Origin of the sequence: Methylovorus menthalis (assembly GCF_020523625.1) — a bacterium.
Taxonomy (GTDB): Bacteria; Pseudomonadota; Gammaproteobacteria; order Burkholderiales; family Methylophilaceae; genus Methylovorus; species Methylovorus menthalis.
Map to the genome: position 1 here is coordinate 41,573 of NZ_JAJAQH010000003.1, position 21,036 is coordinate 62,608.

Genomic DNA, 21,036 nt, shown 5'->3' on the forward strand with positions numbered 1-21,036 from the left:
AACTGCTGTACCGGCCCGTCCTGACCGACGGGCCACTTTTTTTGCCTGGTATTGCCTTCTCAAGCCGCCTTCTTTGCGTGGCGTTCATACAAAAACTTCAGCACTTCACTGCGCAGATGGTTGTAGTGGCTGTCTTCTGCCAGCTCCAGCCGCTTGCGCGGGCGGGCCAGTTCCACGTCCAGAATGTCGCCAATGGTGGCGGCCGGGCCGTTGGTCATCATCACAATGCGGTCTGAGAGCAGCACAGCCTCGTCCACATCGTGTGTCACCATCACTGCAGTGCAGCCTGATTTCGCCATGATGGCCATCAGTTCGTCCTGCAAATGCGCGCGGGTGAGGGCATCCAGCGCGCCAAACGGTTCATCTAGCAGCAGTACCTTGGGCTCCATGGCCAGTGCCCGGGCAATGCCCACGCGCTGCTTCATGCCGCCGGAAATCTCATTGGGGCGCTTGTCGGCGGCATGCGCCAGACCCACCAGCTCAATCGCGGCCTGTGTGCGCTTTTTCAGCTGGACCTTGGTTTCGGTGGCGCCAAATACGCGCTCGACCGCCAGGTAGACGTTTTCACTGCACGTGAGCCAGGGCAGCAGCGAGTGGTTCTGAAACACCACGGCGCGCTCGGGGCCAGGCCCAGCAATCTCGCGGCCTGCACAGAACAGGTTGCCGTCAGTGGGCTGTAACAACCCGGCAATCAGGTTGAGCACGGTGGATTTGCCGCAACCGGAGTGGCCGATGATGGAGATGAACTCGCCTTCGCGTATGCTGAAGTTCACATTTTTCAGCGCTTCAAACGTGCCTTTTTTGGTGAAGAAGGTCATGTTGACGTTTTCCAGCTGTACGTATTTTTCCTGCACGATTTTTTCCATGATGGGTTCCTTATTCGTAGCTGAAGCGGCGGGCGAGAGAGGTCAGCGCCAGTTCCAGCAAGAGGCCGACAATGCCGACGACGAAGATGGCGATGATGATGTGTTCCACATTGAGGTTGTTCCACTCATCCCACACCCAGAAGCCGATGCCCACACCGCCGGTCAGCATTTCTGCCGCCACGATCACCAGCCAGGCCACACCGATGGAGAGGCGCACGCCGGTCATCATGTAAGGCAGCACGAAGGGGAACAGGATTTTGGTGACGATCTTCCACTCCGAGAGGTTGAGCACCTTGGCGACGTTCATATAATCCTGCGGCACCTTGCTCACGCCCACAGCGGTATTGATGATCATGGGCCAGATGGCGGAGATGAAAATCACCCAGATGGCAGCGGGGTTGGCCGCCTTGAATACCAGCAGGCCGATAGGCAGCCAAGCCAGGGGCGACACCGGACGCAGGATGCCGATGATGGGCGCTGCCATGCGCGACATGAACTGGAAGCGGCCGATGATGAAACCCAGCGGTATGCCTACCAGCGCGGCCAGGCCAAAGCCCAGGCCCACACGTTCCAGCGAGGCCAGGATATTCCAGCCTATGCCCTGGTCATTGGGACTGTTGTTGTAGAACGGGTCGCTGAACAGCTCCACCGCCGAGTGCCAGGTGCTGACCGGGCCCGGCAGGTTGGGCGACTGATAGGAGATCAGCGTCCATACCGCGATCATGGCCAGCACCCCAAAAACAGGTGGTAGCAGCCATTCAAAAAACGAACGCAGTTTCAGGCTGCGCGCGCTGGGACGCTTGCTCGGCGCCATGCGTGCGGCTGCGGGCTGGGCAGCGGCTTTCACTGCCGTGGGCGTTGGGGTAGTTTGTTCATTCTGCATGATGGTCTTGATGCTTTCCTTGCTGATTCCGATTGCACTCATGATTATTTGCCTCGCATCACATGTTCGGGACTGGCGGCCCTGGCTACCAGGCCGCCGCTCGCCTTATCAGGCCTTGATCTTGAAGCCGTTGGCATAGGCTTTCGGGTCTTTGCCATCCCACACCACGCCATCGATCAGCTTGCTGCTGCGCATCGGATCGGTGGGCACGGCGATGCCCAGGGATTTGGCTGCTTCGGTGTAGATGTCGATACGGTTGACCTTTTTGGCGATGGCCAGGTAATCCGGGTCAGCTTTCAGCAAACCCCAGCGCTTGTGCTGGGTCAGGAACCACATGCCATCGGACAGGTAAGGGAAGGTCACCTTGCCGTCGTTGAAGAACTTCATGTAGTTGGGGTCTTCCCACTTCTTGCCGATGCCATTGTCGTAATGGCCGAGGAAGCGGCCTTCGATCACTTCTTCCGGCGCATTCACATAGGCCTTGCCGGCAATCAGCTTGGCAACGGCCGGGCGATTGGCCGTGGCGTCGATGTAGCGGCAGGCATCCAGAATGGCCTTGGTGATGGCGAGCGCGGTGTTGGGGTTCTTGGCCACAAACTCGGCGGTGGTGCCCAGTACCTTTTCCGGATGGTCGGTCCAGATATCCTGGGTGGTGGCAGCGGTGAAACCCACCTTGTCGTAAATGGCGCGCGCATTCCATGGTTCGCCTACACAGTAACCATCCATATTGCCGATACGCATGTTGGCGACCATTTGCGGTGGCGGTACCACGATGGTCTTCACATCCTGGAAGGGGTGGATGCCGTAAGTCGCCAGCCAGTAGTAGAGCCACATGGCGTGGGTACCGGTGGGGAAGGTCTGGGCGAAGGTGTAATCACGATTTTCGTTGTCGAGCAGGCGTTTCAGCGTAGCGCCACCGGTGACGCCCTTATCCTTCAGTTGATTGGCAAGCGTAATGCCCTGGCCGTTGTTGTTCAGCGTCAGCAGCACGTTCATGTCTTTCTGCTGGCCGCCTATGCCCATCTGCACGCCATACACCAGGCCATACAGCACATGTGCTGCATGCAGTTCGCCATTGACCACCTTGTCGCGCACACCGGCCCAAGAGGCTTCCTTGGAAGGCACGATCTTGATGCCGTATTTCTTGTCGAAGCCCATCTGCGCTGCCACGACAATAGGTGCGCAATCGGTCAGCGGGATAAAGCCGATTTTGACTTCGGTGAGTTCTGGAGCATCAGACCCAGCAGCCCATGCCTGATTGCGTATGGCGGCGGGTACCATGTTCATCATGGCGGCTGCGCCAAGCGCACCTGCGGCGGCGTTTTTAAAAAACTGGCGGCGACTGGTATCGACGGCAGGTGTGGCGTTATCTGCTGCAGTTTCTGGTGTTTTTTTCATGTCTGCTCCCTTAAAAGTGGTCCATCACGTATCAAAATCAAAATCGCAAAAACAAAAAAGGCGTCCAGCCTGCAAACAGTTTCCTGTCTACATGCTGGACGCCTTTGTCCATATTCGTGGAAGCTTAATCGCTTCGTTTAATGTATTGCTTTGTCAGCCTTACCCGTTCTGAATTAGTACCAATGTGGTGCTGTATTACTGGCGGTGCCATATCTTCGTTGATATGCACAAGCCTGCATAAACGCCAGACCGCCGTTGGCCTGACCTTTTGTCAAAACATAAGCAAGTGCTGTGCCAATCTTATTATTTAAAATAAGTTATTGTTTTTATGTGGATTTAAAAAATTTTCAGGGGAGGTGGGGCGATGGCGTGAATGTGATGCATCGCACTTATTGAGTGCGAATGCACCAGCTTGTATAACTAATTGGAACCTTGGTTGGATAAGGTAATGATGTTTTCCGCAATATCGATCAGCTTGCGATTCTGCTCCATGGCGGTATTGCGTAGCATTTTATAAGCCTCCATTTCGGTCAGGCCCAGTTTGCTCATCAGCAGGCCTTTGGCGCGTTCGATACGCTTTCTTTCGGCCAGTGATTTTTTGGTTTCCGACAGCTCGTTTTCAATTTCCGCCAGTTGCTGCGACTGCTGTTGCAGCAAGGCAATGATGGATTCCATGGGGTAGGGCGCAAGCTCATCATGGGCAAGAAAGGTAAAGGCATTCTCCAAGGGAATCGCCAGATTGAAAAATGTGCTATCCACGCTGGTCGTGGGCGTTTGCCTGGCTCTTAACTCGTCCAGATGCTGGCGTGTGTTTTCCAGATCCAGTTTGGCCTGGCTACTCAGATTCTCCAGGGTGCCATGCATGGCCGCCACCAATTGGCATTGGATATGCCATATTTCAGTGAGTCGCTTGCTGCAAAAGTCAAACCAGGCGTCGCTGTCTGCTCGCTGTAGCGCCTGCTGGTCTTTGGCCGCTGTCAATTTGCTGCGGTATTCATGCTGCATGCGGTGGGCTTCGGTCGCCAGCGAGGCACGCCAGGCATCGCGCAAGGCGTCGGTACCGAATTGGCAGAAGAGCTCAAAGTGCCGGTCTTGCTGCGCAATCAGCTCCAGCAGCTTGTGCTGGTGCTCCAGTTGCATATAGCCAGAGCCAAACAGATGCGAGCCTACAGCGCGCTCTTGCCCCGCAAACTCTTTGCCTTGCACTAGATTGTAGAGGGCGACCAGATAAGTGGAGATCTTGCTGTTGACGGCATTGTCGGTAATTTCAAAAATGAGCGAAATCAAACTGCCAATCAGCCGCGTATAGGATTGTATGCAGTCGCTGAACGGTATTTTTAGTAACGTAACCTGATGGCGAAAGGGCTTGAGCTGCTCAAACCCCAATAAAACCCATGAAACCAGGGTCAGTTGTTTGGCATCTGCCGACGTGTTATGGCTGAGGTAGCGTTGCAAAGCCTCGTTGAAACCAGACTCCAAAGCCTGATTCTGCTCAATGATGGCACCGCGTTCTTTGGCGAAGCGGCTACCGGCAGAGGCTAAATAAAGACAGCTGGCGCCGCGCTCGGCCTGCAACTGATGCACCATCCAGCCTATGCTCTCGACAAACTGAATGCTGACAGAGAGCCGTTCCAGTTCTTCGATATGGCGTGTTTTCGCCAATAAAATCGTATTGTCGGGTGAGATGTTCTGCATGGTAGTTGAGTGCAAGCAAGAACAGTGCTCAATGTATTAGCGCATTGAGCACTGAACGGCTTGAACTGCGAGACGTTGCCGGTGGCTTATGATTCGCCGAATTGTAGCTCAGCGAGGCGGCTATACAAACCGCCAGATTGCCTTAGCAACTCGGGCGTGCCTGTTTCCACGATTTTCCCCTGCTCCATGACGATGATGCGGTCTACCTGCTGCACCGTGGCAAGCCGGTGGGCAATGATCAAGGTGGTGCGCCCCTGCATGGCAGCTTGCAAGCCCTGCTGCACCAGGATTTCGGATTCTGCATCCAGTGCGCTGGTGGCCTCATCCAGCAGCAGGATAGGCGCGTTTTTGAGGATGGCGCGCGCGATGGCAATGCGTTGACGCTGACCACCCGACAGCCGCGTGCCGCGCTCGCCCAGGAAGGTATCGTAGCCCTTGGGCAGGCGGTGAATGAATTCATCGACCTGGGCGGCCTTGGCGGCCATCAGCACTTCGGCATCGGTGGCATAGGGGTAGCCATAGCGGATATTCTCCATGGCATTGGCCGAGAAAATCACCGGGTCCTGAGGCACCACGGCGATCATGCCGCGCAGGCTTTCCAGGCTGAGCTGGCGTATATCCTGACCATTGATGGTAATGCTGCCCGCGCTGGTATCGTAAAAGCGCAGCAGCAACTGAAACAAGGTGGTCTTGCCCGCGCCGGATGGGCCAACCAGTGCGATGTTTTCGCCCGCGGCGATCTCCAGTGTCAGCTCTTGCAATGCAGGCTGGGTGGGGCGTGAGGGGTAGTAAAAACTGACATGGTGAAAGCCGATGGTGGCTTCCGTGGTCGACTTCAATGCCATGGGTTCTGCCGGTGCCTGAATGGCAGGCTCGGCCTGCAATAGCTCGAGCAGGCGCTCGGTGGCGCCCGCTGCCCGCATGATGTCGCCCCAGACTTCGGCCATGGTGCCCACCGCTCCTGCCACCATGGCGGCATATAACACAAACGACGCCAGCTCGCCGCCGGTCATGGCGCCATCACTGACCTGACGTGCACCCAGCCACAGCACAAAAACGATGGTCCCCAGCACGGCGGTGATGATGAGTGCGGTTAGCGCTGCCCGCACGCGAACGCGGCGGATGGCGGTATCAAAGCTGAGCTCAGTGCTTTGCTTGAAGCGACCAATCTCGCGCTGCTCCTGTGTGTAGGACTGCACGGTGGGCATGGCATTCAGGATTTCACCGGCCATGGCCGAGCTGGCGGCGATCTTGTCCTGCGATTCGCGCGAGAGTTTCTTCACGGAGCGGCCAATCAGCATGATGGGCAACACCAGCAGGCACATCAGCCCGAGGTTGATGGAAAAGAGATAGGTGCTGGTGACCGCCAACATCACCATGCCGCCGACAAACTGGAAGAGGCTGCGTAGGCCCATGGAGGCAGAGCTGCCCACCACCGTCTGGATCAACGTGGTGTCGGTCGTCAGCCGCGACAGCACCTCGCCCGTCTGCAAGGTTTCAAAGAATTGAGGCGATTGCGTGAGCACGCGGGCATAGACCGCGCTGCGCAAATCTGCCGTCACCCGTTCCCCCACCCACGATACGGTGAAATAACGCGCCGCAACCAGCATGGCCCAGGCAAAGGCCAGCCCGAACAGCAGCAGGAAATGGCTGTTGAGGTCGCCATTGGCGCTGGGCCCTTGTTGGGGTGGTTTGTCAAAACCAAAATCCACCAGATCGCGGAATGCCAGGGGCACGGCGAGCAGGGTGGCGCTGGCAAGGCTGAGCAAGAGCAGGGCAAGAATGATCTGCCAGCGATAAGGCCGCAAAAATGGCCAGAGCCGACTCAAGGCGGAAAGGCGTTTGGCTGGTGCAGGTGCCGCAGGTGTATCGGCATTCATGTCTTGTATATCAGGCGAGGTGGTCATCTATGCGCAGACCTTGTGAAGGTTGGGAACGTTCCATTATCAAGATGGTACTCCACTAATCCTTGCGCAATGGGGGGGCCATGCGCAATGCGGGCCGTATGCTGGCGGCAGCGTTGCTCTCTTGACGGCAGGCGGCATCGCTTAGTACCTGTAAGCCTTCACTGACAGCAGTATCAGACCTACCCCTATGCGCGTTGCGGAGAAGCCTCTATACAGTAGAGGTGCGTGTCAAACAAACAAACGCTTAAAAATTAAGGAGGAATTCTGATGATTAAATATTTTATTGCCTGGCTGCTGGGCGTACCAGCATTCCTGCTCATCATCATCTATTTTTTCATGCACTAAATTAAATGCATTGAAATTCATGCATTAACACTGCTGGCCCTGGCCGGTGAAACGCATCACAAATTACCCCATAACCAGAACAGTTCACCTGTTCACTAATTTGAAGAAAAGAGGGAATTTATGTCCATCACGACCATTTTGCTTATCGTACTGATCCTGATGTTGCTGGGTGCGTTACCGACCTGGGGACATAGTCGTAACTGGGGCTATGCGCCAAGTGGCGGTCTGGGCCTGGTTGTCATCATTCTGTTGATTCTGTTACTCACCGGCCGCATCTAGCCAGCGTACTTGACGAAGTAAACAACTAAAACAGCTTTAGGAGATAGGCATGCATATCCTCAATAAAACTTGGCGGGTGACCGGCATCGTGTTGACGGTGGCATGTCTTTCCGCCTGTAGCAATATGTCCGCCCGTGACAAGAATACCGCCGTGGGCGCGGGTGTAGGCGCAGCCGCAGGTGCTGTGCTGACGGGCGGTAGCGCGGTTGGCACCGTCGGTGGCGCTGCGGTCGGCGGTATTATTGGTAACCAGGTGGGTAAAGATAAAAAGTAGGGAGGAAGCCACCAAGTGCCTGGCACAAGAAGGTGGTGATGGGTAGAAAAAGCCGGGGCATGACTGCTCCGGCTTTTTTTTGTGCATCCGTTTTTCTGTGCATCCAGAGTAGAGGTGCCATATCCATCCCAGGCAAGCTGCGGTAGAAACGGCATATCGCTCAGGTCTGTTTTATACTGTGAGCCCATTGCACATCACTCACGGTCATTATGAAAACTATCCTGAAGAATAGCGTGTGGCTACTCGTTGCCATCCTGGGGGCGGCAGCGGTTGGAGGCATCGCGCTGCATCGCGGCGAGAGCATCAACTCCCTGTGGTTTATTGCGGCGGCATTATGTGTGTATGCACTGGCCTACCGTTTCTATTCGGCATGGATCGCCGCCCGGGTGCTGATGCTGGATGCCTCGCGCGCGACCCCGGCCGTGCGGCTGGATAATGGTCGCGATTTTGTACCGACCAATAAATGGATCGTCTTCGGTCACCATTTCGCAGCGATTGCCGGGCCTGGCCCATTGGTAGGGCCAACACTGGCCGCCCAGTTTGGTTATCTGCCCGGTACCTTATGGATATTGTTTGGCGCCGTGCTGGGTGGGGCCGTGCAGGACATGGTGACCTTGTTCCTGTCCACGCGCCGCAATGGGCGCAGTCTGGGCCAGATGGCACGTGAGGAGCTGGGGGCGATAGGCGGAACCGCCGCCCTGGTCGGCACCTTTGCCATCATGATTATCCTGATTGCCGTGCTCGGGCTGGTGGTGGTAAACGCCATGAAGCACAGCCCATGGGCCACTTCCACTGTGGCGGCGACTATCCCTATCGCCATGATTGTCGGTTTATACATGCGTCACTTCCGTGCGGGCAAGGTGCTGGAGGCCTCTGCCCTGGGCGTGATCCTGCTGTTGCTGTCCGTAGCGGGTGGCGGCTGGGTGGATCACAACGCGACCTTGCGCGTATGGTTTGACCATGAAGGCCTGACCCTTGCCTGGTGGATTATTGCCTACGGCTTTGCCGCTGCCATCCTGCCGGTCTGGCTGCTGCTGGCGCCGCGCGATTATCTCTCCACCTTCATGAAACTGGGCACCGTTATCGTGCTGGCGATTGCGATTCTGATGTTGCAGCCGGAAGTCAAAATGCCGGCACTGACGCAATTTATTGATGGCACTGGCCCCATTTTTGGCGGCAAGCTGTTCCCGTTTGTCTTCATCACCATCGCCTGCGGCGCCATTTCCGGTTTTCATGCGCTGATTGCTTCCGGCACTACCCCCAAGCTGCTGGAAAACGAAGGCGACATTCGCATGATCGGCTATGGCGCCATGTTGCTGGAGTCTTTCGTTGCCATCATGGCGATGATCGCCGCTACCGTGCTTGATCCCGGCGTGTTTTTCGCCATCAATAGCCCGGCAGGTATCGTCGGCAAGGAAGCGGCCGACGCCGTTGCCACCATCAGCGGCTGGGGCTTCCCGGTGACCGTGGCGCAAATGGATACACTGGCGCGCGAGATGGGTGAGGCCACGCTGTTTGCCCGTACCGGCGGTGCGCCGTCGCTGGCAGTGGGCATGGCCAGCATTTTTGGCAGCGCCTTCGGCCAGGGCTTGCTGGCACTTTGGTACCACTTTGCCATCATGTTCGAGGCGATTTTCATCCTGACCACGCTGGATGCAGGTACGCGCGTCGGCCGCTTCATGCTGCAGGACATGCTGGGCAATATCTGGCCGAAGCTGGGCGAGACCTCTTGGTATCCCTCGGTATTGTTTACCAGCGCGCTGGTGGTCGCAGGCTGGGGCTATTTCCTCTACATCGGTGTGATTGATCCGAATGGCGGCGTCAATATCCTGTGGCCGCTGTTTGGTATTTCCAACCAGATGCTGGCGGCCATTGCCCTGTCGGTTGCCACGGGCATTTTTGTCAAATCCGGCCGCCTCAAATTTGCCTGGGTCACGGCACTTCCGCTTACCTGGCTGGTCATTATTACCAGTACTGCCGCCTGGCAAAAAATCATGAGCGATGATGTGCGCGTCGGTTTTTTTGCCGCTGCCAATGACATGGCGGCCAAACTGGCGGCAGGTGCTTTGCCACCAGAAAAAGCCGCCGTGGCACCGCAGCTGATTTTCAACCAGCAACTGGATGCCTGGCTGACACTGTTTTTTGTCGTGATACTGTGGGTGGTGATACTGGATATGCTGCGCGTGTGCTGGCGCTATCTGGCAGGCAAGCCGGTACGACCATCGACGGAGCACCCGCACGAACCAGCACCGCTGAATGCTCAATGGGTAAGGGATTAACCATGCTGAATAAGTTGAAAGCGTTTTGGCGCGTGGTGCGCCGCCTGTCAGGCGATGATGCCTACGAGCGTTACCTGCGGCATCACGCCGAGCAGCACGTGGATGAGCCGCCGCTGACGCGCGAAGCCTTTTTCAAACAATGGCAGGATGGCAAATGGAAAGGCATAAAGCGGTGCTGCTAACTCGTGATACCGCTGAGACCAACGTCTCCGGTCAGGAACTCAGTGCGGCCGATATTGGCCGGGTGATCGAAATGGCGTGGGAAGACCGCACGCCATTCGAGGCTATTGCCTTTCAATTTGGCTTATCAGAAGCTGCGGTCATTGATCTCATGCGGCGGCAGCTGCGCAGCTCCGCGTTCAGGTTATGGCGTAAGCGCATGCAAGGGCGAGCGACCAAGCATGCCGCCCTGCGCAGCCCCGAGGTGGCGCGCCATCGTGCCCGCCATCGGGTGCCAGCCCGTTAGCCCGCATTCGCTCACCAATTACCAGTAATATAGAGGTATTTCGTAAGGCTGCCATTTAACGTTAGCGGTCAAAATATGCCGAGTGCTGGATTTTTTGTAATTTCTTTCATTGCAATAATCTTGGTTGTTATTCCAAGCGCGATTTATTTTATCTATGGTTGGCGCTCTAGCAAACTTGGTCGAGTCTTTTCTTTGTTGGCAGTAACGTTTTTTGCTGCTTTAGTTTGGACAAGCTTTACTGACCCAGAAACGCCTGATTTTGAATCCAAAGCTATTACTCTTTATGAGGTATGGGCTGTCATTCTATATCTTGGCGCTGCTGTATATCTTGCAATCCGAGCCATAGCTCACTTTATTAAAAGGGGGCACGTTTAAGTATGTTTACTGCCCCCCTCCATCAAGCGGGACGCGCTAAAGCGCGCCCCTTATGTCACACATTGTGTGATTTTTGTGCCGCCTATTACTTGAGCTGAGCAAAAAATTGATCGTATTAGAGGAATTACTTTGAAACAGAAAAGAGACATGTATGAGATGCACAAATATTGGGGGAAGAAACCTTCCTCAAATCTAGGCGCACTTGTAAGAGAATACAGCAATGAAGGTGATACTGTGCTTGATCCATTTTCTGGGTATGGTGTTTTTTGCTGTGAAGCCTACATTCTTGGAAGAAATGTAATATCCAACGACTTAAACCCTGCCGCTAATTTTATAAACATTCAGCTTTTTGAAAGAAATGTTGATCTTGAAAAAGTTCAGAGTCAATGGGCTGAAATAAAAAAGAAATTTTCTCCTTTTGTGGAAAAGTGGTTTGAATGCAACTTTAATGGCGAGCCCGTTGTTTTAACTTCCGTATTGCGAAACAAAAACAACATACCACTTAAAGCAAAATGCAGACAAATAAATGAAAAAAAATCCAAGGAGATTGAAATTTCCATATCTGATGCACAGAAATTCTTAGAATATGAAAATAATCAAATAATAAATGATTGGTACCCGGATGTATTGTTAATCGAAAATTCTAGAATTTCTGCGCAAAAGGAAATGACAGTAGCCTCCCTATTTACAAAAAGGACACTTGCCTGTCATGCAAGGCTTCTTAGTTTGATTGAAAAATACTCCTCCGGAAAGGAGATGGAATTACTCAAGTTGGCTTTTACGGCAAATTTGGCAAATTGTTCAAAGTTAGTTCCTCCGATAAAAAGCAGAGGTGATATGGCTCCCGGGGCTTGGATGACAGGCTTTTATACTGGCGAAACATATATTGAAAATAATGTTCTTGATTATTACGAAAACAGATTAAAAAAAGCAATAAATGGAAAAAAAGAATATTTACAATTTTTTTCGAAGGACGGCGATCTATTTTCAGCTGAAAAAGAAATTAGCTCCTCCACATATAAAGTAACAAATAATGATGCAAAAAAACTTGATCTAGAAAATGAATCCATTGACTACGTGTTTGCGGATCCTCCCTATGGTGAGGCGGTTCCATATTTTGAGCAAAGTGTTATATGGAATTCTTGGCTGAAATGCAAACCGGACTATATAAATGAAATAGTCATAAGTGACAGCAAGACCAGGGGAAAAAGAAATTCTAACTTTGAAAACGATATTAATGCTGCGTTTTCTGAAATACGAAGAGTATTAAAGAAAAACAAATATTTTTCTCTAACCTATCATTCACTTTCTGGTCATGAGTGGAGTGCGATAACTAATGCGTGCGTTAAAAATGGGTTCGAGTTGCATAAATTTGAATGGTTAGTACAAAAGTCATTTACACCAAGACAGATTAATAGAATACAAAGCATTAAGGGCGATGTTTTAATTACCTTTAGAAATCTTCCAAAAATTCCCCGATTTGAAGAGGTTTCAAATGAGAAGTTATCTGAAATTTTGGTGGATAAAATCTATGAATGGCTACTAATTAAATCGCTAGATACAAATCAGATATTTCTTAAAGTAATGGAAATGATATTCAAAGAAAGGATCGTATCCTCCCCCTTTGATCTTTTAGGAATACTTCTAAATAATTTTGCCTTTACTGATGATCAATATTGGAAAATATATGACAAGCCTAAACTTCAAGCAATTAGATAAACTTTTTAGAGGCGATGACTTTCCAAAAATTGAAAATGATACTCGTGGAGTTCGTTTTTTAAAGTTGAGAAGCATGTCTCGGAAGGAGGCAATGGAGGAGTTCTGCAATCTTCATAATGTTGATATTGTGAGAATACCATCGAAGGATTATTTTGAGAGTGTGTTTAGCAATGAAAGTATTACTGATGCGCAAATCAATCAATATTTAAATCATAAATATCAAGAGGAGCGCTCAGTAAGAGCTGACAATCAGGAGTATTTAGTCGATCAGCTTAACAGGTTGCAGAATTTTGATTGGGGTGGATCTTTTGGAAACAGTCTGGAAAAAAATATTGTCAATAACTACGTTAAAAAAATTCAATCATTTGACAAAATTAATGATGAAATAGAAGGTAGGTTACTTGCTAGCATGAAGGGGTACACGCTTAATTCTTGGTACAATCATTGGACGTCTATAATAATAGAAGACCTATTCAAAGATCATGCGTCTGTTCTTCCAACCGTTGGGCTTGTCAAGAAGATTGATTTCTTTATAAATGATATTCCATTCGATTTAAAGGTCACGTATTTTCCTGAGCAATTATTGGTAGATAAGCTGCGCGAATGCGGCTTTGGCAATGAGTTAACCAAACTCAAGCAAACTTGTCGGGCGCTTCGCATTTTTATTCCAAACGATCTAAACTCTAAGGAACTAAAGTTACATCTTTTGAATAAGTTGCGAGAAGACCAAAGGCAGGGTGCAAAGAGCTTTATGAAAGAATTAAGTGATGCGAAAAAGGCAATAATTGGCGAATCAGAAAAAAATCCTGCTGATTTAAAGAAGTGGTTCTATGAAAACCAAGGTGAGGCAAGATTCGATGCATCTAATCGTTTTTTTCTTGTCTTAACAGATGAGGGTGATATGTCCGCGAGTTGGAAACTAAAACGAAATATTGTTTTTCTGCAAGAAAAAATTCATAGCCATTTGGATAGCTTATCTCAAGATATCAACTCACTTGATATGGAGTTTTATTGGGCGCAAGATCAAAAAACATATAAATGTAAATCAGATATATTGTTTTTGAAGTACGACGGAACAGCGTAGTGTTTAAATCATCAAATCGAGTCAAATCTAAAAATCACATAATAAAGTATAGGTTAGTCTCAGACACAGCGCCGCCCGCCATCGGCTGCCGAAGTTTTAAGGACGCGGCTTCCGACACAGGTAAAACATCACCAGCCCGGCTATCACCATGGGCGCGCTCAGCCACTGGCCCATGCTCAGCCCCATCGATAACAATCCCAGATAGCTATCCGGCTCGCGTGTGTATTCCGCCAGAAAGCGGAAGCTGCCGTAGCCGATCAGAAACAGCGCTGAGACCGTGCCGCGTGGCCGGGGTTTGCTCGAATATATCCATAAAATCAGGAACAGCACGACACCTTCCAGCGCAAATTCATAGAGCTGCGAGGGGTGGCGCACCACTTGATCCACCTTGGGGAAAATCATGCCCCAGGGCATGTCGGTGGCTCGGCCCCACAGCTCGCCATTGATGAAATTGCCCATGCGTCCGGCGCCGAGACCAATCGGTACCAGCGGTGCTACAAAGTCCATGATCTCCAGCCAGCGCTTGCCGGTTTTACGGGCAAACAGCGCCATGGCCGCCAGTACGCCGAGAAATCCACCGTGGAATGACATGCCGCCCTGCCACAGATAGAGGATTTCATGTGGATGCTGGCTGAAGTAAGTGGGCTGGTAAAACATCACATAACCAAGTCGCCCGCCGATGATGACGCCTAGCGCCCCATAAAACAGGATGTCGTCGACATCGCTGACTTTCCAGCCAGAGTCGGGGTTGCGGCGTATGCGCCACTTGCCCAGCCACAACAGACTCAGGAAACCGAGCAGGTACATGAGGCCATACCAGTGGATGCCGAAGCTGCCGATATGAATGGCAATGGGGTCGAATTCAGGATGTATGAGCATGGCTGGATGGAGGAACAGGGGCAAATTGAATTCCATTTGCCGTGGTTCTGTTTAAATTGACGATGTGCTATGGTAACTGAAAATAATGACATTCAGGATCGCGCATCCAGCGTTTAAGGATAGCGATACCAGTTTTGGGGGACACTTCATGCAACAGTCAGGATCGGAAACCTCTTCGGCAGCAGCTCCGCCGGAGGACGCAGAGGTCACTCTTTCCCTGATCTGTCAGTGGGCAGCCGTTCTGTTTGAGCATCTGCAAGACAAGGTTGCCCTCTACAATCTCAACGCCGAAACCCTTTACATCAATCCCATGCTCAAAGCGCATCTGCCTGCTCATTGGGGAGGCGTGGCCGATGTGGTGATGCATTCCTTTTTCTGGCGGTATCGCGAGACGCTGGAAGGCGTAATCAAAACCGGGCGGCCGGATAGTTGCCTCGCCCACTACACACTGGGTGACAAAGAGGTCTGCGATCTGGTGAATTTCAGCCCGCTGCGCGATGCAGATGGCATGTTGATGGGGGTGCTCGCCATTGGTCGGCAGACGGATCAGCGGGACTTTGAAGAAGGCGTGGAGATTCGCCGCCGCGAGCAATACCAGCGCGCCGTGCTGGATAATTTCCCGTTCATTGTCTGGCTGAAAGACAAGCAAAGCCGTTTTCTTTCAATGAATAGTGCGTTCAGCAAAATGTTCGGTCTGCAAAATGCAGATGAGATGATAGGCAAAACGGATTTTGATATTTTCCCCGAGGCCATGGCCCAAGGCTATGTTGAGGATGACAAGGAAGTTCTGGCATCCGGCAATATCAAGATGCTGGTGGAACCAATCCGGAAGTCCGATGGCGAAATGCATTGGGCGGAAACCTATAAGTCGCCGGTGGTGATTGATGGCGAGGTGATTGGCACCGTGGGCTTTGCCCGTGACATTACGGCGGAGCGGCGGCTGGAGGCGGAGATTATCCGGCGCGAAAATGAATACTCTATGCTGGTGCAGAATCTGCCGTTGACCATCGTGCGCTATGACCGCGAATGCAGGCGCGTGTTTGTAAACTCGTATTGTGCGATGCGCGACAGCCTGCAGCAGCAAGTCAGTCAGGTAATGGGCAAGTCGCCGGTTGAGTATTGGAGCGGCAATATCATCAATATCACGGCCGAGGATTACCAGAAACGTATCCTGAATGTGATGGATTCTGGTGAGCCTGATAATCTGGAGCTGGTGACGCAATATGGTGATGAGCAGCTGGTGCATCTGGTACGCATCGTCCCTGAGCGTTCGGCTTCCGGGGAGTTGATTGGCGCCATGACCGTGGCCAGTGATGTAACGGAGAACAGCCGCTACCGCAAGCGTATCGAGCAACTGGCCTATCACGATATCCTGACCGAACTGCCCAATCGGCTGCTGTTCAATCAACAATTGCAATTGCTGATTGAACAGGTGAAAACCCAGACACATGGCTTCTGCCTGCTGTTTATTGATCTTGATAACTTCAAGACTATTAACGATACCCTCGGCCACTCGGTGGGCGACAAATTGCTGATTGAGGTATCGCGCCGCATAAGCCAGTTACTGGGCAAGGACGATATGCTGGCCCGCATGGGCGGCGACGAGTTTGCCATTTCCCTGCCGCATTGCCTGTCCCGGCTGGATGCTGCCTTGCTGGCGGCGCGCATCATTGATGCACTGAATGTCCCATTTGAGGTCTCCAGCATCAAGTTCTTCGTATCTGCCAGCATGGGCATCGCTTTTTATCCGGAAGACAGCAGCCATCTGGATGACTTGCTCAAGCATGCCGATCTTGCCATGTACCATGCCAAACGACAGGGGCGTAACAATTTCCAGTTTTACAACCAGGAGCTGACCGTGAACGCGGCCGAGCGGCTGCTCATGGAAAACCTGCTGCGGCAGGCGCTGGCCAAAGGCGAGTTGCAGTTGTATTACCAACCCATTATCGAGCTGGCGACCGGAGAGATGTATGGGGCCGAAGCCTTGTTGCGCTGGAATAGTTATGATCTGGGCATGGTAGGACCAGATAAATTCATTCCGATTGCCGAAGAGCGGGGCATGATTGTTGAAATCGGTCGCTGGGTGCTGCGTGAAGGCTGCCGTACCGCAGTGGCATGGAATGCCTTGCGCAGCCAGCCTTATGTGCTGGCGATCAATCTGTCATCGCGACAATTCATGCAGCAGGATTTCCTGACCATGATTACCAACTGCCTGCAGGAGACCGGATGTCATCCACAGTGGCTCAAGTTTGAAATTACCGAAAGCCTGCTGCTGCACGATAGCGACCATATACGTCAGACGCTGGAGGCGCTGCACTCAATTGGGATAGCCATTGCGATTGATGATTTTGGCACCGGTTATTCCGCGCTGGGCTATCTGAATAAATTCCCGGTGAGTCAGGTCAAGATTGACCGTTCATTTATCAGTGATATTGCCACCAATACCGAATCTGCCTTGCTGGTAAAAGCCATTATTGCCATGGCGGATAGCCTGGGAAAAGACCTGGTGGCCGAAGGTGTGGAAACCGCCGAGCAGGCAGACTTGCTCAGCCTGCTCGGCTGTCAGTATGTGCAAGGCTATTACTATGGCCGTCCGATGCCGCTGGAGACATTCAACTTATCGTTGCGTTGATGCAACGCCCTGTCCCGCTTGTGCAACTCAAATGATGCAAGATTGATACATCTCGCGTCCTTGGCTTTGATCTGGGTTAAAATTTACTTTTTTGATCCCATTCGGATAAACGCCATGCCTCAATACCGTTCCCGTACTACCACCCATGGCCGCAATATGGCGGGTGCCCGTGCCCTGTGGCGGGCCACCGGCATGAAGGAAGAAGACTTCACCAAGCCGATTATTGCCATTGCCAACTCCTTTACCCAGTTTGTGCCTGGGCATGTCCACCTCAAGGACCTGGGCCAGATGGTTGCCCGCGAAATTGAACGCGCCGGTGGCGTTGCCAAGGAATTCAACACCATTGCCGTGGATGACGGCATCGCCATGGGGCACAGTGGCATGCTATACAGCCTGCCCAGCCGCGACCTGATCGCCGATAGCGTTGAGTACATGGTCAACGCCCACTGTGCCGATGCACTGGTATGTATCTCCAACTGCGACAAGATCACCCCCGGCATGCTGATGGCCGCACTGCGCCTGAATATCCCGGTGGTCTTCGTGTCTGGCGGCCCGATGGAAGCGGGCAAGGTCAACTGGCAAGGCACATTCCACAAGCTGGATCTGGTAGATGCCATGGTAGCCGGTGCTGACAGCAAGGTCAGCGATGCCGAGTCCGAGGCGATTGAGCGTTCGGCTTGCCCGACTTGCGGTTCTTGCTCCGGCATGTTTACCGCCAATTCCATGAACTGCCTGACCGAGGCGCTGGGGCTCTCATTGCCAGGCAATGGCTCCACCCTCGCCACGCATGCAGCTCGCAAGGAGCTGTTCCTCAAGGCGGGTCGCCTGATTGTCGAGATTACCAAGCGCTATTACGAGCAGGACGACGAAAGCGTGCTGCCGCGCAATGTGGCCAATTTCAAGGCCTTCGAGAATGCCATGAGCCTGGACGTGGCCATGGGCGGCTCCACTAATACCGTGCTGCACCTGCTGGCCGCAGCGCACGAGGCTGAAATCAATTTCACCATGGCCGATATTGACCGCATTTCGCGCAATGTGCCATGCGTGTGCAAAGTGGCGCCTGCTACCGCCAAATACCACATGGAAGACGTGCACCGCGCTGGTGGCGTCATGGGCATTTTGAGCGAGCTGAACCGCGCCGGGAATATTCATGCGGATACGCCTACCGTGCACAGTCCTACCCTGGGCGATGCGCTGGCGAAGTGGGATATCACGACTACCACCGATGAAGACGTGAAGAAGTTCTACCGCGCCGCCCCTGGCGGCATTTCCACCACCATCGCCTTCAGCCAATCCATGCTGTGGCCTGAGCTGGATACGGATCGCGAAGAAGGCTGCATCCGCAACAAGGAGCATGCCTACTCGCAGGATGGCGGTCTCGCCGTGCTGTACGGCAACATTGCGCTGGATGGTTGTATCGTCAAGACCGCCGGCGTAGATGACAGCATTCTCAAATTCACCGGGCGTGCGCGCATTTTTGAATCGCAGGATGCGGCGGTTGAAGGCATTCTGGGTGACAAGGTCGTTGCGGGCGATGTGGTCGTGATTCGTTACGAAGGTCCACGCGGTGGCCCTGGCATGCAGGAAATGCTGTACCCCACCTCCTATCTCAAGTCCAAAGGCCTTGGCAAGGAATGTGCTTTACTTACGGACGGACGTTTTTCCGGTGGCACCTCTGGCCTCAGTATTGGCCATGCATCACCTGAAGCGGCTGAAGGCGGCGCCATTGGCTTGGTGGAAGAGGGCGATATCATCGAAATCGATATCCCTAACCGCACCATCCATCTGGCTGTCAGCGATGAAGTCATGGCGCACCGTCGTGCGGCCATGGAGACGCGCGGCAAGGATGCCTGGAAGCCACAGGCACGTGAGCGTCATGTATCACCAGCCCTGCGTGCCTACGCCGCCATGAGTACCTCGGCAGCTCGCGGCGCTGTGCGCGATGTAAGCCAGATCGAAAAATAACACCGTAAGGATCAAGAGTCGGATGCAATCCATACAGCAGTTGAATGCGCGTTACGGCGTTGGCCAGAAAATCCATTTCTATTCTGATCAGAATGGTCTGGTAACGGTTCATATTGAAAACCCCCATGCCTCGGCCAAGATCGCCCTGCAAGGCGCGCATGTCATGGAGTGGCAACCACATCACTCCGAAGAGCCGGTGTTTTGGCTGTCAGACCAGGCGCGCTTTGTCCGTGGCCGCTCGATTCGCGGTGGGGTGCCGGTATGTTGGCCCTGGTTTGGTGCACATGCCACCGATGAAACGCTCTGTCCGCACGGTTTTGCCCGGGTGGCTCAGTGGAAAATCGTCGATACGGTGATTGATCCGGATGGCGCCACGCGCATCGTCATGCAACTCATTGAAACCCAGCAGCTCGGCAAGCAATGGCCGCATCACTGTGAAGTGACCCTCACGGTGATTGTCGGCTCGGCCTTGCGCATGCAGCTTACAACGACCAATACCGGTACGGCTCCCTTTGTATTGGGTGAGGCCTTGCATACCTATTTCCATGTCAGCGATATTGAAGTCATCAAGATCAGCGGTCTGGAAAACACCCAGTATCAGGACAAGGTGGAAGGCTACGCCGTCAAGCAGCAGCAGGGTGATATTCGTTTCACCGAAGAAACCGATCGGGTGTACATCAATACTGAAAGCACCTGTGTGATCGAAGACCCCGGCTTGCGCCGTCGTATCGTGGTACAGAAATCCGGCAGTAAATCGACAGTGGTATGGAATCCATGGGGCCAGAAAGCCGCCGAGATCGGCGATCTGGGTAGTCATTCGGGCTGGCGCCACATGGTCTGTGTGGAATCTGCCAATGCGACTGACAACGTGGTAACCGTCGCCCCGGGTGAAGTTCATACGCTTGAGGTGGAGTACAGCACCGAATATTACCTCTAGCCGACATCGGCGATGAGTGAGGCTGGCCGCGGGATGGAACTGCGTCCGGGCAGGCAAGTCAGAATGATGCATGTGCAAGTAATGCATGGCAGGACACGGTCAACGTTTCGTTATGATTGACGTTGATTGAGTGTAGGTGATGCGCGAGATTGACAGGGTTAATAAAACGCTTAAGCACTTTCCAAGGCGCCGCAATCCTAGGTATCATTACAAGTTGTATTAACGTAGTTTTTACAAGACCGAGATGAAGGAGAAAGCATGAAAGGTTTATTAATGACGGTTGCAGCCGCCGGCTCTTTGATGCTGGCTGGACAAGCAAGCGCAGCAGATGCCAAGGCCGCTGAAGCCCTGGCTCAAAAGAATGGCTGTCTGGCATGTCACAGCATCGCCAACAAGGTAGTGGGTCCTGCTTACAAGGACGTTGCTGCCAAGTACAAGGGCGACAAAACGGCAGAAGCCAAGCTGATCACCAAGGTCAAGGCTGGTGGTAGTGGTGTTTGGGGCCCAATCCCAATGCCGCCTAACAGCCCGCACGTAAAAGACGAAGACATCAAGACTATCGTTGAATGGATTCTGACACTGTAATTACGGATTACAGTTTTCAAACAAAAAGCCGGTTCAAAAGACCGGCTTTTTTGTTGCCCGCAACTCTCAATGGGTAGCGGTTAAACCTCGGCCCCAAGCGATTTTTCTGCCTACAACTGGGCGGCCGTAATGACGATTTCAATGCGCCACTCAGGCTTGGCCAGTGCTGCCTTTACCGTGGCACGCGGTGGAGCCGCTCCGGCAGGCACCCAGGCATCCCACACCGTGTTCATACCGTCGTAATCAGCCAGATCTGCCAGGTAAATCTGCGCCATGAGGATGCGCGATTTATCGCTACCGGCTTCTGCCAGCAAGTTATCGATCATGGTTAGCACTTCTGCGGTTTGGCCCTGGATATCCAGGCTGCCGTCATTCGCCACCTGGCCTGCCAGGTAAATCGTGCTGTTAAAAATGGATGCCTCGCTGTAGCGGGTGCCAGGATGTAAACGCTGAAGATCGGACATGGAG

Annotated in this window: 19 protein-coding genes; 12 read left to right on the top strand and 7 right to left on the bottom strand. The window is 52.9% G+C overall.

The features are described from left to right. Positions 1-59: 59 nt before the first annotated feature. The 5 genes from LG204_RS02815 to LG204_RS02835 all read right to left on the bottom strand — a co-directional run bounded on the left by LG204_RS02815 (position 60) and on the right by LG204_RS02835 (position 6,749). Entirely contained in the window at positions 60-866 is an 807-nt protein-coding gene (locus LG204_RS02815; RefSeq protein ID WP_230335843.1) for an ABC transporter ATP-binding protein, read from the bottom strand. A 10-nt stretch (positions 867-876) separates the two neighbouring features. Then, complete coding sequence (gene ntrB, locus LG204_RS02820) at positions 877-1,791, bottom strand: nitrate ABC transporter permease (protein WP_230335844.1); 915 nt, start codon at positions 1,789-1,791, stop codon at positions 877-879. Between the two features lie 66 nt (positions 1,792-1,857). Then, on the bottom strand, positions 1,858-3,147 hold the full coding sequence (locus LG204_RS02825; RefSeq protein ID WP_230335845.1) for a CmpA/NrtA family ABC transporter substrate-binding protein: 1,290 nt from the start codon (positions 3,145-3,147) through the stop codon (positions 1,858-1,860). A gap of 420 nt (positions 3,148-3,567) precedes the next feature. Continuing rightward, complete coding sequence (locus tag LG204_RS02830) at positions 3,568-4,842, bottom strand: nitrate regulatory protein (RefSeq protein ID WP_230335846.1); 1,275 nt, start codon at positions 4,840-4,842, stop codon at positions 3,568-3,570. Positions 4,843-4,928: 86 nt separating this feature from the next. Next, positions 4,929-6,749, bottom strand: a complete 1,821-nt coding sequence (locus LG204_RS02835) for an ABC transporter transmembrane domain-containing protein (RefSeq protein WP_230335847.1) — start codon at positions 6,747-6,749, stop codon at positions 4,929-4,931. Positions 6,750-7,214: 465 nt separating this feature from the next. Between LG204_RS02835 and LG204_RS02840 the strand changes: the two genes are divergently transcribed. From LG204_RS02840 to LG204_RS02875, 8 genes are all read left to right on the top strand, one after another. Beyond that, positions 7,215-7,373: a DUF3309 family protein gene (locus tag LG204_RS02840; RefSeq protein ID WP_013441183.1), complete on the top strand. Its 159-nt coding sequence runs from the start codon at positions 7,215-7,217 to the stop codon at positions 7,371-7,373. 49 nt (positions 7,374-7,422) lie between these two features. Further along, positions 7,423-7,647, top strand: coding sequence for a glycine zipper 2TM domain-containing protein (locus LG204_RS02845; protein WP_230335848.1), 225 nt, complete (start codon positions 7,423-7,425; stop codon positions 7,645-7,647). Between the two features lie 209 nt (positions 7,648-7,856). After that, on the top strand, positions 7,857-9,926 hold the full coding sequence (locus tag LG204_RS02850; protein ID WP_230335849.1) for a carbon starvation CstA family protein: 2,070 nt from the start codon (positions 7,857-7,859) through the stop codon (positions 9,924-9,926). 2 nt (positions 9,927-9,928) lie between these two features. Next, the gene (locus tag LG204_RS02855) at positions 9,929-10,108 is read left to right on the top strand and encodes a YbdD/YjiX family protein (protein ID WP_230335850.1); all 180 of its coding nucleotides are present in this window, start codon (positions 9,929-9,931) and stop codon (positions 10,106-10,108) included. Then, positions 10,081-10,392 carry a TIGR03643 family protein gene (locus LG204_RS02860; RefSeq protein ID WP_230335851.1) on the top strand — a complete coding sequence of 104 codons (312 nt, stop codon included), beginning with the start codon at positions 10,081-10,083 and terminating at the stop codon, positions 10,390-10,392. The genes LG204_RS02855 and LG204_RS02860 overlap by 28 nt, the downstream gene beginning before the upstream one ends. A gap of 75 nt (positions 10,393-10,467) precedes the next feature. Then, positions 10,468-10,767, top strand: a complete 300-nt coding sequence (locus LG204_RS02865; RefSeq protein WP_230335852.1) for a hypothetical protein — start codon at positions 10,468-10,470, stop codon at positions 10,765-10,767. 129 nt (positions 10,768-10,896) lie between these two features. Then, entirely contained in the window at positions 10,897-12,486 is a 1,590-nt protein-coding gene (locus tag LG204_RS02870) for a DNA methyltransferase (protein ID WP_230335853.1), read from the top strand. Continuing rightward, positions 12,455-13,570 carry a hypothetical protein gene (locus tag LG204_RS02875; protein WP_230335854.1) on the top strand — a complete coding sequence of 372 codons (1,116 nt, stop codon included), beginning with the start codon at positions 12,455-12,457 and terminating at the stop codon, positions 13,568-13,570. The genes LG204_RS02870 and LG204_RS02875 overlap by 32 nt, the downstream gene beginning before the upstream one ends. Before the next feature lie 96 nt (positions 13,571-13,666). On the opposite strand, the gene lgt is transcribed toward LG204_RS02875, so the two are convergent. After that, on the bottom strand, positions 13,667-14,449 hold the full coding sequence (gene lgt / locus LG204_RS02880) for a prolipoprotein diacylglyceryl transferase (protein WP_230336101.1): 783 nt from the start codon (positions 14,447-14,449) through the stop codon (positions 13,667-13,669). Between the two features lie 148 nt (positions 14,450-14,597). Here lgt and LG204_RS02885 point away from each other — a divergent pair, with 148 nt between their 5' ends. The 4 genes from LG204_RS02885 (at position 14,598) to LG204_RS02900 (ending at position 20,568) form a co-directional block, all read left to right on the top strand. Further along, entirely contained in the window at positions 14,598-17,081 is a 2,484-nt protein-coding gene (locus LG204_RS02885) for an EAL domain-containing protein (RefSeq protein WP_230335855.1), read from the top strand. A gap of 114 nt (positions 17,082-17,195) precedes the next feature. Further along, positions 17,196-19,046 carry a dihydroxy-acid dehydratase gene (gene ilvD, locus LG204_RS02890; protein WP_230335856.1) on the top strand — a complete coding sequence of 617 codons (1,851 nt, stop codon included), beginning with the start codon at positions 17,196-17,198 and terminating at the stop codon, positions 19,044-19,046. 22 nt (positions 19,047-19,068) lie between these two features. Further along, a complete protein-coding gene (locus tag LG204_RS02895) occupies positions 19,069-19,983 on the top strand; it encodes a D-hexose-6-phosphate mutarotase (RefSeq protein WP_230335857.1) in 915 nt (304 codons plus the stop codon). A gap of 258 nt (positions 19,984-20,241) precedes the next feature. Further along, positions 20,242-20,568, top strand: a complete 327-nt coding sequence (locus LG204_RS02900; RefSeq protein ID WP_230335858.1) for a c-type cytochrome — start codon at positions 20,242-20,244, stop codon at positions 20,566-20,568. Positions 20,569-20,678: 110 nt separating this feature from the next. On the opposite strand, the gene LG204_RS02905 is transcribed toward LG204_RS02900, so the two are convergent. Next, on the bottom strand, positions 20,679-21,032 hold the full coding sequence (locus LG204_RS02905) for a RidA family protein (RefSeq protein WP_230335859.1): 354 nt from the start codon (positions 21,030-21,032) through the stop codon (positions 20,679-20,681). Positions 21,033-21,036 lie beyond the last annotated feature (4 nt).

Excerpts from the sequence above, each read along its gene's own strand:
- LG204_RS02815 (WP_230335843.1), bottom strand. The coding sequence starts at position 866 with ATGGAAAAAATCGTGCAGGAAAAATACGTACAGCTGGAAAACGTCAAC.
- ntrB (WP_230335844.1), bottom strand. The coding sequence starts at position 1,791 with ATGAGTGCAATCGGAATCAGCAAGGAAAGCATCAAGACCATCATGCAG.
- LG204_RS02825 (WP_230335845.1), bottom strand. The coding sequence starts at position 3,147 with ATGAAAAAAACACCAGAAACTGCAGCAGATAACGCCACACCTGCCGTC.
- LG204_RS02830 (WP_230335846.1), bottom strand. The coding sequence starts at position 4,842 with ATGCAGAACATCTCACCCGACAATACGATTTTATTGGCGAAAACACGC.
- LG204_RS02835 (WP_230335847.1), bottom strand. The coding sequence starts at position 6,749 with ATGACCACCTCGCCTGATATACAAGACATGAATGCCGATACACCTGCG.
- LG204_RS02840 (WP_013441183.1), top strand. The coding sequence starts at position 7,215 with ATGTCCATCACGACCATTTTGCTTATCGTACTGATCCTGATGTTGCTG.
- LG204_RS02845 (WP_230335848.1), top strand. The coding sequence starts at position 7,423 with ATGCATATCCTCAATAAAACTTGGCGGGTGACCGGCATCGTGTTGACG.
- LG204_RS02850 (WP_230335849.1), top strand. The coding sequence starts at position 7,857 with ATGAAAACTATCCTGAAGAATAGCGTGTGGCTACTCGTTGCCATCCTG.
- LG204_RS02855 (WP_230335850.1), top strand. The coding sequence starts at position 9,929 with ATGCTGAATAAGTTGAAAGCGTTTTGGCGCGTGGTGCGCCGCCTGTCA.
- LG204_RS02860 (WP_230335851.1), top strand. The coding sequence starts at position 10,081 with ATGGAAAGGCATAAAGCGGTGCTGCTAACTCGTGATACCGCTGAGACC.
- LG204_RS02865 (WP_230335852.1), top strand. The coding sequence starts at position 10,468 with ATGCCGAGTGCTGGATTTTTTGTAATTTCTTTCATTGCAATAATCTTG.
- LG204_RS02875 (WP_230335854.1), top strand. The coding sequence starts at position 12,455 with ATGACAAGCCTAAACTTCAAGCAATTAGATAAACTTTTTAGAGGCGAT.
- lgt (WP_230336101.1), bottom strand. The coding sequence starts at position 14,449 with ATGCTCATACATCCTGAATTCGACCCCATTGCCATTCATATCGGCAGC.
- LG204_RS02885 (WP_230335855.1), top strand. The coding sequence starts at position 14,598 with ATGCAACAGTCAGGATCGGAAACCTCTTCGGCAGCAGCTCCGCCGGAG.
- ilvD (WP_230335856.1), top strand. The coding sequence starts at position 17,196 with ATGCCTCAATACCGTTCCCGTACTACCACCCATGGCCGCAATATGGCG.
- LG204_RS02895 (WP_230335857.1), top strand. The coding sequence starts at position 19,069 with ATGCAATCCATACAGCAGTTGAATGCGCGTTACGGCGTTGGCCAGAAA.
- LG204_RS02900 (WP_230335858.1), top strand. The coding sequence starts at position 20,242 with ATGAAAGGTTTATTAATGACGGTTGCAGCCGCCGGCTCTTTGATGCTG.
- LG204_RS02905 (WP_230335859.1), bottom strand. The coding sequence starts at position 21,032 with ATGTCCGATCTTCAGCGTTTACATCCTGGCACCCGCTACAGCGAGGCA.